The organism is Campylobacter concisus, from assembly GCF_002913225.1.
Classification (GTDB): domain Bacteria; phylum Campylobacterota; class Campylobacteria; order Campylobacterales; family Campylobacteraceae; genus Campylobacter_A; species Campylobacter_A concisus_J.
In genome coordinates, this window is record NZ_PPAW01000057.1 from 20,513 (window position 1) to 35,359 (window position 14,847).

Genomic DNA, 14,847 nt, shown 5'->3' on the forward strand with positions numbered 1-14,847 from the left:
AGATGCAAGAGGCACTAGAAATTTTAAAAAAAGTATCTATCTTAGTAGCTGAGGATGACGAGATGGCAAGGGAGCTCATCATCACTGGACTTAAGCCATACTGCGGTCAGGTCGTAGGTGCAAAAGATGGGCAAGATGGGCTGGAGAAATTTAAAAAACAGGGCTTTGACATCGTGATGAGCGACATTCACATGCCAGTGCTAAATGGCTTTGAGATGATGAATGAGATAAAAAAGCTAAAGCCTCATCAGAAATTTATCGTCTTTACTTCATACGATAGCGATGAAAATTTGATCAAGAGTTATGAGCAGGGCGCGACCTTGTTTTTGAAAAAACCTATCGATATAAAGGATCTTAGATCGATGCTGATAAGCCTAAGCTTCGAGCGAGATGAGAAGCTAGTGCGACTAAGTGATGAGGTGAGTATAAATTTAAAAAAAGAGAAAATTTATAAAAATGGCAATGAGCTATACCTTAGCTTTTTGCAAAATAAGATATTTTGGCTATTTGCCTACAACCTAAACAAGCTTGTCACCTACGAGATGATAGAGGAATTTGTCTATGAGAGTACCGAGGTGAGCAAGGCTGCGATACAAAATGTCGTGCTTCGCCTAAAACGCGAGCTTGGCGTGAAATTTAAAAACATCAGCGAGAGTGGGTATATCTTAGTCGTACCATAGTACAATAGACAAAGCTCTTTTAAAATAATAAAATATACTATTATTGAAGTAAAACAAAAAGGTAAAGAACATGTCAAACAAAATCGGCATTATAAAAAGCATCTCACAAGGATCAAGTGTAATCGCAACTGCAAAGGACGGCACACAAAGAGTGTTAAAAGTAGGCGATGAAATTTTTCTTGGTGAGACTATACAAACAACTGATATTGACTCAAAAGTAGTCATAACTGCAAACGATGGCAAAGACATTGCGATCATCGGAAAAGATACCCTAAATTTAGACAAGAGCGTAGCTCACAATGAGAGCTTTGGTGATGATAGCGTAGCTGATGTAAGTGCTATACAAAAAGCACTTCTTGATGGCGCAAACATCACAGATCTTGAAGAGACAGCAGCTGGTGGTAACGCAGCAGCTGGAGCTGGTGGAGATGGTGTAAGCTTAGGTGCTGCAAGCTTTGAAGAGGGTGGTCACTACTCAAACATTACTGATGATTATAGAAATTTACCTGATTCAAACAGAGCCTTTCAAGCTCCAGAGAACTCAATCGGCGGCTACAATGACGGCAACGCAGGTGCTGGCAGCAAGACACCAGATGTGATATCTCCAATCAGTGTTGATATCAAAACTTTAACTGATGACTTTGGCACTATAAAAGGCGACCACAGCCTAGATGATGCGCAAATGGTACCCCGCACAAATGACGCTACTCCAACTATTAGCGGCACAGTAGATCCAGCTGCTGTAAGAGCGGTTGTTAGCGTGCTTGACAAGGACGGACACGAAGTCTTTACAAAAACTCTAAATCCAAGCGACTATGCTGATGGTAAATTTAAATTTACAACTAACGAGTTAAGCGTAAATGGCAATCATGATGGCAATTATGAAGTAAAAATAGTAGCTACTGGAAGAGACGGCAATACTGCAACAGATAGTGGCGACTTCGTACTTGATACGACTGCAAAGATCACTATAAATGTTGAAACAGAGATGAGCCTTGTAAAAGAGTCTGAGATGAGTAGCGGACTAAAAGGAAGTTTTTGGTTTAACCACATTAAAGAACCAGGCATTAGTGGCACTGAGCTAAGACCTTATGCCTTTAATAATACAACATACGCTCATAACGGTATGAAACAAAATGATTTTATTGATCTTTATACTTCAAATACCAAACCTTGGGCAAGCTTTAAAGCAAAAGAGCTAAATTTCCAACAAGGTAAAGGTGGCGATAGAGATTTTTTGGAAACTGATCCAGGCGCAGCCTCAGGACTTGATGGTGCTCATAATATGGTCGGCAAGGTCGATCTTGATGGTAATGTAGTAACTCCAAATAATGAATGGGTAGCTCCAAATTTCAAAGCACTTGAGTATTTTATCGACAACGCAAAAGGCAGTGAGATAAAAGAACTAAGACCAGCTCCTATCGGCAAAAACACAACAGCTGGTGCGATGGTAAATTTAAAAGGCACTATGTATCTTGAGCAAGGGGACTATAAATTTGACGCAAAAGGCACTGATGATAGCGTAAGGTTTAAGGTTGATGGTAAGATCATGGTCGATTATGACACTATCCACTCAGAAAATAGTGCCACAGTTACAACTTTACACGTTGATAAAGCAGGTTACTATAACTTTGATATGAGCTATGCAAACTATATCTTTTGGGGCAAGTTAAAACTAACCGTTTCAAAAAATAACGGACCTGAGAGCATACTTGGCTCAGAAGCAAGTGGCATAAAACTAAATTCAACTGACTTTGATAGCTACATAGATCCTGAAACAAGAAATGTCTATAAAGTAACTCAAAAGATCACAGGAACTGTTGATAATGTAGAAGATGGACAGATCGTAACTGTCACATCAAGCACAGGCGAGAGCCATACAGCTAAAGTGGTAGATGGTAAATATGAAGTTGAGTTTAAAACGATCGATCCAAAAGCGACATATACCGCAAAAGTTAGCGACCTTGTAGGCAACGAGGCAGAGGCAGAATCAAGTAAGATAAATGTCGCGACAGACCTAATAAACGCGATAGATAATGATGCAAGCGTTGTAAGTGCAAATACAAACACAGGTATAAACGATGCAACTAAATATTATAAATATACAACTGATGACATCGCTCAAACTGATAAATTTTCAACCAACGCACCACTACCTGTTCTAAGCGACAAGACTCCGACATTTACAGGTGAGATAGATAAAAACGCAGCCAGCGCTGAGATCGTTGTGCTTGATAAAGACGGACATAAGGTCTTTACAAAAGTGCTTAATCAAAGCGAATTTTCAAATGGTAAATTTGAAGTTACATCTGATAGCTTAGAGGATGGCAACTATAAGATCAAAGCAACTGCTATCTTTAAAAATGGCGATAACGAGACAAAAAGCACGGTAGTGAGTGATTTTGTGGTTGATAAGACACCGGTTACTATAGAAAAGATCAAGGTTATAGAAAATGACAATGATGGGTTAAAACATACGATCAATTTTAACCTCAAAAACTATGAGGATGGCTATAAGATCGATAGTATAAAAATGTTAAAAGCTGACGGAACTACTGAGAACGTCCCTTTTGACATAACTAAGCTAACTAATGGCGTGCTAAGTGTTAAATACGACCACAAGATAAAACTAGGCGATAAGATCGAAGTTGAGATGACTGATAAAGCTGGCACAAAATATACTCATGTAAATGAAATTTTAGTTCCAGCTATGACGCAGTTTGAAAATAGTAACGACACAACTACAAATGCTACTGGTCGCTCAGCTGAAAAAATTTGGGGCACTATGGATATGAGCGAGGATGGCTTTAGAGCCGATGGCTCAAGGATCGTTTCAAATGACGCTGTCCCATATATAAGAGCCGTAGTGCCAAAAGATAGAGAAATACCTGCAAGTAATTTTGTAGCAACAAATGTTGATACTGGCGAGATAAAAAATCTTGCAATTCAATCTAGAAATGAAGGTCCTATTGGAAATGTAACACCAGAACATTACGATAGGATCACTGGCTTTAATAATAAAATATTTAGTGGTCTTGAAGGAATGCAAGATGGAGTTTATAAACTTTCTATCGATGGCAAATATGGAAATGGCGATAAATTTCTCTTTAACTCTATTCAATTTACGATCGATGCAACAGCTGCAACGATAGATAACTCAAATTTTAACTACGATGCAGCAGCTAGAAAAACCACATGGAGTGGAAAACTAAGTGAAAATGGAGATGTTGCAAGCTATACACTAAAAGAACACTTTGAAGAGGCAGCAAAAGGCATATCTTTGAAAGATAGTATCACTATAAGAGATGCTAATGGCAATATAATACAAATAGATAGTGTGGATATAGATGATGATGGGCACTTTAGAGCTATATTTAACGGCGATGTAAAAGCAAGTGATGTCTATCTACAAATTTCTGATATCGCTAAAAATACAAGAGTAGTTGCAGACAATGACAATAATAATGTCATCAAAACAAGTGAAGGCAACGACATCATCAATGTTGGAAATGGCGATAACATCATACATGCAGGTGGTGGAGAAAATGTCATCACAACAGGAAATGGTAAAAACAGGATAATAACTGGCAATAGTGATGATGTGATAACTACTGGAAGTGGCGATGACTATATTGATTCAGGCTTAGGCAACTATAATGGTTCAAAAATAGGCGATAAGGTAAATGCTGGAAGTGGCGATGATAGAGTTGTGTTTAACTATAACGGAGGTATGTCGCTAGTTCAAAGACTTGATGGTGGAGAGGGCACTGATACGCTCATTATGCGTCCAGTGACAAAGGATAGCACTATTGATTTTAATAAGATAAATGGTAAAGAATTTAATAGCACTATCCAAAATTTTGAGAAAATTCAGCTTGGTGCAGACGCTGATGGTAACGACACTCAAGCCATAAAAATGTTAAATTTAAAACCAGATGATGCTTTAAGTATTACTGACAACATAAATACTATCTTGAAGATAGATGGCAAAAATGATGACAGCATCTCTTTAAAAGGATTTACAAAAACTAATGACCAAACTAATGTCGAGCATGGATATACAAGATATGAGGGTCAAACAAGCTCAGCTACTCCGACGACTATCTATATAGATGTCGATAACGATATAAACAAACAACTTGTATAAAATTTGGGCTTTTTAGCCCAAATTTCTTCTTTTAAATTTCTATTTTACTCCCAAAAAACGCTCTTAAAACCATCTTTGTACCAAAGTACAATATACAAATTTAATAAAAAACACTAGAATAAATCAAAAAATAAAATAAGGAATAAAGATGGCAGCTGTAGCCGGCAAGGTAAAAAGCGTCACATCTGATGTTATAGCGATAGATAAAAACGACCGTGTAAGAGTTCTAAACGTAGATGATGAGGTTTATATCGGAGAGAGTATAAAGGGCGAGAGCCAAAGTGCTAGCGTGACTATCACAGCAGTGGATGGTAGCGACATATCACTAAATGGATATGACACGATATGGCTTGATAGTAGCGTGGTAAGTGCTGATACTAGCGCTGAAAATAGCATCGATACTGATGCGCTTTTTAGAGCGCTTCTTGGAGAAAACTACGCTGAGATACTTGATCAGATGAATGAAAAAGTAGAAGATATGTTTGCAAAAACGCAGACAAATGAGACTGAAAACAGCTCAAATAGCCTTGAGGACAGTGAAAATTTAGCAGACAAACATAGCGCAAATGATGAGATTTTATCTGACTCAAATGAGCTAAAAGTAGATAACTCTTACGAGCATACAAATTTTGACGCAACTACGATATATATCGAGATCGATAACGATCTAAATAAACTTTCATAAATTTGAGCCTCTTGGCTCAAATCTTTTTAAAAACTCAAATTTAACTAACATCTCTTATAATAAGCCAAAATTTACAAAAGGAAAACGATGAAGAAAATTTTAATCATCGCAGGCTCTTGCAATAGCGGCACAGCAGGACTTCAGGCTGATATAAAGACATGCGCTAGGCTAAACTGCTATAGCGCAACGGCAGTCACTTCGCTTGTTGCTGAGACCACAGACGCGATAAAAAGCGTAGTTTGTCTTGAACCTAGCTTTGTTAAAGACCAGCTTAGCACGCTTGCGGAGGAATTTAGCTTTGATGCCATAAAGATCGGTATGCTCTTTAGCGAGGAGATAATGGACGTGGTGTATGAGTTTTTACTCACACAAAAGTGCAAGATCGTGCTTGATCCAGTCTGCGTTTCAAAGAGCGGCCACAAGCTCATAAAAGATAGCGCAGTAGAAAAGCTAAAAGAGCTAATGAAGCTTGCCACCGTCGCCACGCCAAATTTAGACGAGGCAAATGTCCTTTTTGGTGAAAATTTTAAAGATCTGCCTTGCGATATCATCGTGAAAAAAAGAGTGGGCGAGGGAAATAGCATAGATACGCTTTATAGAAAAGATGGCTCACTGCAAAATTTCAAAACCCCGCTTGCTAGCCCGCTTATTATGAGTGGCACGGGATGTAGCTTTTCAACAGCGCTTGCTTGCTATCTAGCAAAGGGAAAGAGCCTAGAGGAGGCTATAGGGCTTTCAAAAGAGTATATCTGCTCCATTATAAAAGAGAGTATCGACACAAAGTTAGGCAAAAACCGCCTACTTTGGCACGGAGCGAAGTAAATTTAAGCCTAAAATTTAGGCTTAAATTTGATAGTTTTAGCTTACGCCTCTAATATCGCGCCGTTACTTGCGTTTGTGACTAGCTTTTGATACTGCCTTAGCCAGCGAGAGGTTAGCGCCTTATCGACTGGCTTAAATTTAGCCCTGCGCTCAGCGATCTCGGCTTCGCTTAGGCGAACGTTTATCTCGTATTTATCGACGTCTATATCGATGATGTCGCCATCTTGTAGCAAGCCTATCATGCCACCTTCAGCTGCTTCTGGGCTTACGTGGCCGATGCTTAGACCTCTTGTTGCCCCGCTAAAGCGACCATCCGTGATGAGCGCTACGTCTGCGCCAAGTCCTCGCCCCATGATGAGCGAAGTAGGGCTTAGCATCTCTTGCATGCCTGGTCCCCCACGTGGGCCTTCGTAGCGGATGACGACGACGTCGCCTTTATCGACCTTACCGCTTGAGATGCCAGCTATGGCTTCATCTTGCGAGTTAAAGCAGACCGCTTTGCCGCTAAATTTACGCTCACCAACGATGCCAGCCGTCTTGATGACACAGCCTTGCTCGGCTAAATTTCCAAACAAAATGGCAAGTCCGCCAACTTGCGAGTAGGCGTTTTCCACCTTGTGAATGACGCTTTCATCTTTGATGTCACTTGCTTTTACGCGCTCGCCCAAAGTTTCGCCGCTAACTGTTAGGTTGTCCAAATTTAACATGCCGTTATCTCTGCGTGAAATTTCTTTTATCACCGCATTCATACCGCCAGCTCTGCCGACATCCTCCATGTGCACGTTTGGCAAGCTTGGGCTAATCTTAGCAATGTGAGCGATGTTTTGGCTGATCTTATTTAGCTCTTTTATCTCTAAATTTACCCCTGCTTCTCTTGAGATGGCTAGCATGTGAAGGACGGTGTTGCTGCTGCCACCCATCGCCATATCAACGACAAGTGCGTTGCGGATCGCCTTTTCATTTAGTATGTTTCTTATCTTAAATTTCTCATCAAGGGCGATATGGCAAATTCTGCGAGCAGCCTGTCTGATGAGCTCTTCGCGCTCTGGTGTTAGCGCTAGTATGGTGCCGTTGCCAGGAAGCGCTATACCCATCGCTTCGCAAAGTGTGTTCATAGAATTTGCCGTAAACATACCGCTACAGCTGCCCCCACTTGGACATGCGTTGCACTCGATATCTCTTAGCTCGGCCTCGTCTATCTCTTTGGTCTCAAATTTACCAACCGCCTCAAACGCAGTCGCAAGATCGATCGGCCTGCCATCTTTGGTGTGGCCTTTTCTCATAGGGCCGCCGCTTACGAAAATGGTTGGGACATTGACCCTTAAAGCGCCCATAACCATGCCAGGAACGATCTTGTCGCAGTTTGGCATACAAACAAGTGCGTCAAGCGCGTGAGCGTTCATCACGGTCTCTATCGAGTTTGCAATGATCTCGCGGCTAGGCAAGCTATATAGCATGCCTCCATGCCCCATCGCTATGCCATCATCCACGCCGATGCAGTTAAACTCAAACGGCACACAGCCATTTTTGCAAATTTCATCTTTTAAAATTTGTGCGTATTTGTTTAAGAAAAAGTGCCCAGGTATGATCTCTATAAAACTGTTTGCAACGCCGATAAATGGCTTATTAAAGTCCTCGTCTTTTAGCCCAGTCGCACGTAAAAGTGAGCGGTGTGGGGCTCTTGTGTAGCCTTTTTTGATTATATCGCTTCTCAAATTTGATCCTTTTTTTAAAATTTGAGAGGATTTTATCACATCTAAAGTATCAAAAATTTTAAAAGTTTTTACAAAATTTAAAAGAAAATTTTTAATAAGTTTTATAACGAAAATAACACGTTAAATTTAACTCTCTCTTAAAAGATAAGACAGATAAAATGAAATTTGCCTCATTTTGATCAAAATGATATATAAATTGATAACATAAAATTGTCATATATGTGTCATAAATGCCTAATTTAAGGGCTTTATTGTACCTGGGTACAATATACATGAATTATAAAATTCATTAAAATGCGAGGAAAAATTTAACAAGGATAACCATGTCAAACAAAATCGGCATTATAAAAAGCATCTCACAAGGATCAAGTGTAATCGCAACTGCAAAGGACGGCACACAAAGAGTGTTAAAAGTAGGCGATGAAATTTTTCTTGGTGAGACTATACAAACAACTGATATTGACTCAAAAGTAGTCATAACTGCAAACGATGGCAAAGACATTGCGATCATCGGAAAAGATACCCTAAATTTAGACAAGAGCGTAGCTCACAATGAGAGCTTTGGTGATGATAGCGTAGCTGATGTAAGTGCTATACAAAAAGCACTTCTTGATGGCGCAAACATCACAGATCTTGAAGAGACAGCAGCTGGTGGTAACGCAGCAGCTGGAGCTGGTGGAGATGGTGTAAGCTTAGGTGCTGCAAGCTTTGAAGAGGGTGGTCACTACTCAAACATTACTGATGATTATAGAAATTTAACAGACTCAAATAGGGCCTTTGACTCTTTTAATAGTCCAATCGGCGGCTATGCGGACGCTAATGACGCTGGTGCTGGCGATATAGGCGGATCAGCAGCTAACACTCCAGTGGCCATCAAGATATCACTTGATGGTAGTGGCGAGGCAAGAGAGGCGACTCCAAACGAGTATCTAGTTTATAATCTAGGCCTATCAGCTGCTACAAGCTCAACTACACCTACTGATCTAACGCTAAATTTAAGTGGTGCAAGTGCAGGCAGAGACTACTCAAACGCTATGGAGTATTCACTTGATGGCGGAAATAACTGGACTGCGATACAAAATGGCGGCACGATAAGTGGCGTCGCACCAAGTGATATCGCAAACGTAAAGGTTAGGGTGCAGGTGCTAGATGACTACGGTCAAACAGCTGGCAACCAAAACGAGGGCGCAAGCAGCGAAGATCTCGGCACAAATATCGCTCCTAGCATAAAAGACTACGGCGTTTATAAAGAGGGCGTAACTCTTAGCGTGACTACAAACAACGCAGTTATCACATCTGGCAAGGCTGAGGGTAAGATCATCGATAATGATGATAAGATCGACATCACACAGGACATAAATCCAGATGATTACGAAGGTGTAGAACCTACCATAAACCGCAGCTTTATAAACTATGATCCAGACAATGGCAATAACACTATGAAAACTATCATCGACACAAAAGATGGCGATGATACGATAACTATAAAAGAAGGCGTAGAGTTTAGAAGTGGGTTGTCTGACTTTAAAGACGATGGTAATGATGTCATAAAAATGGGCGATGGCGACGATGTGCTTAAGATAGAAAAATCTGATGCAGAAATAAATGGTGAAATGAAATATGGCAGTGTTAGCTCTACAAAAATAGATATGGGTAATGCTGGTGGAGAGAAAAATCAAGACACTGTAATAATAGATGGCGGAACTGTGCTAAATACTATGATTACAAGCCATGATGGTAATGATAAATTTACCGTTAGAGGTGATGCGACATTAGGAGATGTGCTTTTTAAAACTGGCAAAGGAGAAGATACTGTTAATATCGAGAGTGGAATAACAGTGACATCATTAAAATCAGTGAAGATAGATACGGGAGCTGATAATGATGTTGTAAATATAAAACATGATTTGATAGATGACTGGTCTAATCATGGATCGACAGATGGAAGCGAGTATGAAGGTGTTAGAACTGCCAGCTTTATAAAAACAGGTGAGGGTGATGATACTATAAATGTTACTGGTGCAAGACTTAATGGTGTAGATATCGACTCTGGTGACTCAGACACAGGTGATATGCTAAATTTCATCAGTGCAGGCATATATAACTCTGAAATAAAAAGTGGCAATGGTAATGATCAATTTAAATTTGAAAATACAAATTTAGATAAAACATCTGTCAATTCAGGTGAAGGTAACGATACCATCAAAATAGGCGATGAAATAAATATAAAAAACTCATCTATCACTGGTGGTGATGGAAATGACACGGTCGATCTTGGTAAGGGCGTATCGTTAGATAACAGCACTATAACAGGTGGCGACGGCATAGATGCGCTAAAAATCCACGATGACTCGTTTAAGACAACAAATGCTGGTAAGATAAGTGGCTTTGAGGTGCTTGATATGTCTGAATTTGATGGAGTGTTTAGATTTTTCCAAGCATCAGATATATCCAATTTTATAAAAAATGTAGGTGGTGAGAATGCAACATCATTAACTGTAAAAGGTGTATTGGGTGTTGGCAAATTTGAAGATGGCACACCAGAAATTACAACTTCTAGGGAAGCAGATGGCAATCCTAATACATATAAAGTGACTGATGGTGGTCAGACATTTACTCTTACAATAGAAGATGTCAATATAATTCCCTCAATATAAAATTTAGACCCATTTCTTGGGTCTAAACTCTCTTTAAAACAGGGTCAAACATCCTGTTTTATAAAAATATTACAAAAAATAAAATATATAAATGTAACTATATCGTACCTAGGTACAATTTACAATTTAAAAAATTAATTATAAAATAGTATTAAAATTAATTTATATCAAGATGATATTTGGTTGATTTGTTTGCGGTGAAGGGAGTTTGTATGCAAAGCGAGAAGACAAAAAATTTACTCGATGAAGTAAATGAAACAATAGATTTTATATTTAGAACCTGTAACAGAAATGGTGGCACGAAGAAGGCTTTAGAAGATAAAAAGCTAAGTAGAGAAATTTTAAAAGATAAATTTAAGTCGATCTTTTTAAAATTTGGCCAGATAGATGAGGCTAGTTTTAAGAGTGCGATCCTCGCAAATGAGGAAGCAAAAGAGCTAAATGAGATAGCGATGGCTCTTGAGATAGACAAAGATGTAAGTTTGCTAGAGCTAGAGCGAGCGATAAATTTTGACCTAACTAGTGTCAAAGAAGAAATTTATAAATTTCAAAATAATAACTAATACACTAGGTGTGAGAGGGGGTCTCACACCAAAATTTAATAACTAAACACTTCAGGATCGATAACCATCGCTCTATAAGCGACATCATCTCTTGAAGCAGAATCCACATCCATCTCAAATTTTATATCATTTGTCTTTGGGTCGATCTCGACTAAGACCATCTTGATAGTCTTGTCAGGGCGTAGTAAATTTACATTTGAGCTTGAGATAAAGTAGGTGTTTTTATCCTTCTGCCACTCGACATTGCTAGTAACCGCGCTATAAAAGTCAAATCCACGCTCCTTACCATAGAGCACTAAAGCCAAAACCACTCACCAAAACAGCCGCAAGGGCAACAGAGCCTAAGAAATTCTTGCTCATTTTCGCTCCTTTGTGAAATTTAATGATATCTTACTCCCCAAATTTCACACAAAACTAACGCTTATATGAAAAGAGGCTTAAGTAAATTTATAAAGAGGTCGTTTTAAGAGGTAAAGATAAAAGAAGAATTTAGGAGCGAAACGCCCCTAAATTTTAGTTGTTTGCGTCAAATTTCTTTAAAGCAAAGAGTACAAATTTATAGCTAGCAAACAATGTCACTGGCCAAAGTACCAAAAAAATTCCTGCTTCTAACATCTTTTATCCTTAGTATGCGTGATGATCGTTTTTAATCTCATCTTGCGTGATCTTCTTGCTATCTATCGCTCTCCAAACTATGACGATATAGGCAAGCACGAAAGGCACTAGCAAGCTAACATAGGCCATAACGCCAAGTGTGTAGTGGCTAGAGCTTGCATTTTTGATAGTTAGCGAGCTAGAAAGGTCGCTAAATGACGGATAAAATGCTGTGCCATTTAGTCCTGTTATCAAAAATAGCGCGGTCACAGCTAGCGTAACGCCAACGCCGTAAGCAAAAATTCCGCGAATGCTTTTTGTAAATGCTCCTTGGAAAATTCCAACAAGCACCAAAAGCACGCCAACAAGAAGCAATATGCCAGCGATAGGCATCTCGATCAAATTTATAGCGTATTTGTAAGGCACAAGGCTAACTACGCCGTTTGCGTCGTATGCAAAGCCATCTTTTGTAAGTATCCACGCAAGAAATCCTAAGAAAAATGGCAAGAATAGCACGGTATTAACAAGTAGCTGTTTTTTAGCGTTTTGTATAAATTCGCCATCAGCAATGTTATTCATAAGATATAAGCAGCCGCCTATGCGAGATAGGAAAAACATCGCTATGCCAAGCAAGTACAAGTAAGGATTTGATAAAGCTTCAAGACCACGAAATGGAGTCTTCCACTCGACAAAGTTATGTTCATTTAGCACAAAATCACTACCGCTAAAAAATGTGCTAACCGCCATGCCGATAAGGATAACGCCAAGTGAGCCATTTATGAAAAGGAAAATTTCATAAGTTCTAGCACCCAAGAAGTTATTAGGCTTTTTGCGGTACTCGTAGCTTACAGCTTGGATGATAAAGCAAAACAAAATAGCCAGCCAAACCCAGTAAGCGCCACCAAAACTAGTAGCGTAAAATAGCGGGAACGCCGCAAAGCATGCGCCACCAAACATAACAAGCGTCGTAAATGTAAGCTCCCATTTTCTACCGATAGAATTTATGAGCATATCTTTTTTAAGCTCGTCCTTGCCAAGGCTAAAGATGAGCGACTGACCGCCTTGAACAAACATCATAAATACCAAAAGTCCGCCAAGAAGGCTAACTATAAACCACCAATAAATTTGTAAATTTTCTAAGCTTAAACTATGCATGATCGTTAAATCCTATCTTTATTTGCTTAAGCATGATTTTGATCTCGGCAATCAGCAAGACCGTAAATAAAACAGCAAATAATATAAATGAAATTTTGACATTTGAGTCAGATAAATTTGTAGCTCCTACGCCAACGGTCATGAGATCTTGTATCGCCCATGGCTGACGGCCAACCTCTGCTACTATCCAGCCAGCCTCAGCTGCGATGTAGCCAAGCGGTATGGTAAAGAGGCAGATCCACAAAAATGCTCTTATGTTTTCAAATTCATATTTTTTTGAAAGATTTAGATAGAGCGTAATAGCAAAAAGAGCTATAAAATATGTACCAAGCGCGACCATGATGTGGAAGCTATAAAATGTAAGTGCAACTGGTGGCACAGCATCTTTTGCGTCTTTAAGATAGCCATATCCTAAGAAATTTAGGTTGCTCTCTAAATTTGAAAGCGAGCTTTTCATAAGACTCTCGTCATTTGCTTTTTTGGCTTCTTTGTAGTTTTTAAGAGCTTCGATAGCTACTTTACCCTTTGCCATCTTCTCTTCTACGCTTATTAGATTGTGCTCGCTGTTGCCATAAAGTAGGTCATTTATGCCTGGTGTAAATGAGTCAAGCTCTCTGTTTGCCATGATGCCAAGTGCGTAAGGCACCTTTATCTCAAGTAAAAATGGCTCAGTGTCATCGCCAAGCTTTTTAACTGGGTTTAAAATACCGGCTGCAACTAAGCCAGCATTTTGCTCACCCTTGTAAAGTCCCTCCATGGCTGCTAGCTTCATAGGCTGCTTTTGAGCTGCAAGATATGCGCTCTCGTCGCCGCTAAGTAGTAAAAATGCTGAAGTGATAAGGCCAAATGCGCTAGCAACGACGATACTTTTTTTGGCTAGCAAGATGTGGCGTTTTTTTATCAAAAACCAAGCAGAAATTCCTATCACAAAAATAGCTGAGATAGTGTAGCCACTAGTTACTGTGTGTAAAAATTTGCTAATGCCAAGTGGATTTAACGCAACTTCGAAGAAATTTTGCATCTCCATTCTAGCTGTGTCTGGGTTAAATTTCATGCCTATTGGATACTGCATCCAGCCATTTGCGATCAAGATCCAAAGTGCGCTTAAATTTGAACCGATCGCAACAAGCCATGTTGAAAGCAGGTGAAATTTCTTACTGACCTTTTCCCAGCCAAAAAACATAATGGCAAAAAATGTACTCTCCATGAAAAATGCTAGCAAGCCCTCGATCGCAAGCGGAGCGCCGAAGATATCGCCGACAAACCAACTGTAGTTTGCCCAGTTTGTACCAAACTCAAACTCCATGATGATGCCAGTAGCTACACCGATAGCGAAATTTATACCAAAGAGCTTTAGCCAAAATTTCGTTATCTCAAGCCAGGCTTTGTCACCAGTTTTGACATATATCGTCTCCATAATGGCGATGATAAAACTTAGCCCCAACGTAAGCGGGACAAACAAAAAGTGGTAAATGGCAGTCAGCGCAAACTGAGCCCTAGACCAATCAACAAAATCCATCTCAGACATTTTATTCCTTTATTAAATTACGAATTACAAATTCGCTTTTTTCTTCGTCAGTTTGAAATTTGGTATTAAGAGTTTCATCAAAGATGAAGACCTTTAATATCCCAAACATAATGATAAGCTTTATCGCTATGAGAAGCCATAGTTTCTTGCCTATTTTCATATTTTTAAAGCCGTCTATATATAAAGAGGCGATGTTTTTTAAGCAGTTTTTAATCATGATGTTGAAGTCTATAACAAAAAAATTTAAAGAATAATTTTTAAAAATTGCACGATTAATGCCTTACTAAATATTTAAGGGGTA

General features: G+C 39.3%; 10 protein-coding genes and 1 pseudogene. 6 read left to right on the top strand and 5 right to left on the bottom strand.

Annotation, left to right across the window (positions count from 1 at the left end; genetic code table 11):
* The first annotated feature begins 2 nt into the window (after positions 1-2).
* The 4 genes from CYP26_RS08755 (at position 3) to CYP26_RS08770 (ending at position 6,334) form a co-directional block, all read left to right on the top strand.
* Positions 3-680 (top strand): response regulator transcription factor, encoded by a 678-nt coding sequence (locus CYP26_RS08755; protein ID WP_103631126.1) that lies wholly within the window; start codon positions 3-5, stop codon positions 678-680.
* Between the two features lie 70 nt (positions 681-750).
* Positions 751-4,827, top strand: coding sequence for an Ig-like domain-containing protein (locus CYP26_RS08760; RefSeq protein WP_103631127.1), 4,077 nt, complete (start codon positions 751-753; stop codon positions 4,825-4,827).
* A gap of 148 nt (positions 4,828-4,975) precedes the next feature.
* On the top strand, positions 4,976-5,512 hold the full coding sequence (locus CYP26_RS08765; RefSeq protein ID WP_103631128.1) for a hypothetical protein: 537 nt from the start codon (positions 4,976-4,978) through the stop codon (positions 5,510-5,512).
* Between the two features lie 87 nt (positions 5,513-5,599).
* Positions 5,600-6,334 (top strand): hydroxymethylpyrimidine/phosphomethylpyrimidine kinase, encoded by a 735-nt coding sequence (locus CYP26_RS08770; RefSeq protein ID WP_103631129.1) that lies wholly within the window; start codon positions 5,600-5,602, stop codon positions 6,332-6,334.
* A 41-nt stretch (positions 6,335-6,375) separates the two neighbouring features.
* On the opposite strand, the gene ilvD is transcribed toward CYP26_RS08770, so the two are convergent.
* Positions 6,376-8,049 carry a dihydroxy-acid dehydratase gene (ilvD, locus tag CYP26_RS08775; RefSeq protein ID WP_103631130.1) on the bottom strand — a complete coding sequence of 558 codons (1,674 nt, stop codon included), beginning with the start codon at positions 8,047-8,049 and terminating at the stop codon, positions 6,376-6,378.
* Positions 8,050-8,372: 323 nt separating this feature from the next.
* On the opposite strand from ilvD, the gene CYP26_RS08780 reads away from it, so the two are divergent.
* Both CYP26_RS08780 and CYP26_RS08785 read left to right on the top strand, forming a co-directional pair.
* Positions 8,373-10,706 (top strand): hypothetical protein, encoded by a 2,334-nt coding sequence (locus CYP26_RS08780; protein ID WP_103631131.1) that lies wholly within the window; start codon positions 8,373-8,375, stop codon positions 10,704-10,706.
* Positions 10,707-10,918: 212 nt separating this feature from the next.
* Positions 10,919-11,269 (top strand): hypothetical protein, encoded by a 351-nt coding sequence (locus CYP26_RS08785; protein ID WP_021088445.1) that lies wholly within the window; start codon positions 10,919-10,921, stop codon positions 11,267-11,269.
* 35 nt (positions 11,270-11,304) lie between these two features.
* Here the strand turns inward: CYP26_RS08785 and CYP26_RS08790 are convergent.
* The 4 genes and pseudogenes from CYP26_RS08790 to CYP26_RS08805 form a co-directional block, all read right to left on the bottom strand.
* Positions 11,305-11,559, bottom strand: a pseudogene (locus CYP26_RS08790) (aryl-sulfate sulfotransferase); the annotation flags it as partial.
* A 334-nt stretch (positions 11,560-11,893) separates the two neighbouring features.
* Positions 11,894-13,021, bottom strand: a complete 1,128-nt coding sequence (locus CYP26_RS08795) for a cytochrome d ubiquinol oxidase subunit II (RefSeq protein WP_258031476.1) — start codon at positions 13,019-13,021, stop codon at positions 11,894-11,896.
* Positions 13,011-14,546, bottom strand: coding sequence for a cytochrome ubiquinol oxidase subunit I (locus CYP26_RS08800; RefSeq protein WP_103631133.1), 1,536 nt, complete (start codon positions 14,544-14,546; stop codon positions 13,011-13,013). Before CYP26_RS08800 ends, CYP26_RS08795 begins: the two co-directional genes overlap by 11 nt.
* Before the next feature lies 1 nt (position 14,547).
* Positions 14,548-14,763 carry a DUF4492 domain-containing protein gene (locus tag CYP26_RS08805; protein ID WP_009295224.1) on the bottom strand — a complete coding sequence of 72 codons (216 nt, stop codon included), beginning with the start codon at positions 14,761-14,763 and terminating at the stop codon, positions 14,548-14,550.
* Positions 14,764-14,847: the final 84 nt, after the last annotated feature.

Coding starts and splice junctions, on each gene's coding strand:
- CYP26_RS08765 (WP_103631128.1), top strand. CDS start 4,976: ATGGCAGCTGTAGCCGGCAAGGTAAAAAGCGTCACATCTGATGTTATA.
- CYP26_RS08755 (WP_103631126.1), top strand. CDS start 3: ATGCAAGAGGCACTAGAAATTTTAAAAAAAGTATCTATCTTAGTAGCT.
- CYP26_RS08805 (WP_009295224.1), bottom strand. CDS start 14,763: ATGATTAAAAACTGCTTAAAAAACATCGCCTCTTTATATATAGACGGC.
- CYP26_RS08780 (WP_103631131.1), top strand. CDS start 8,373: ATGTCAAACAAAATCGGCATTATAAAAAGCATCTCACAAGGATCAAGT.
- CYP26_RS08785 (WP_021088445.1), top strand. CDS start 10,919: ATGCAAAGCGAGAAGACAAAAAATTTACTCGATGAAGTAAATGAAACA.
- CYP26_RS08770 (WP_103631129.1), top strand. CDS start 5,600: ATGAAGAAAATTTTAATCATCGCAGGCTCTTGCAATAGCGGCACAGCA.
- CYP26_RS08800 (WP_103631133.1), bottom strand. CDS start 14,546: ATGTCTGAGATGGATTTTGTTGATTGGTCTAGGGCTCAGTTTGCGCTG.
- CYP26_RS08760 (WP_103631127.1), top strand. CDS start 751: ATGTCAAACAAAATCGGCATTATAAAAAGCATCTCACAAGGATCAAGT.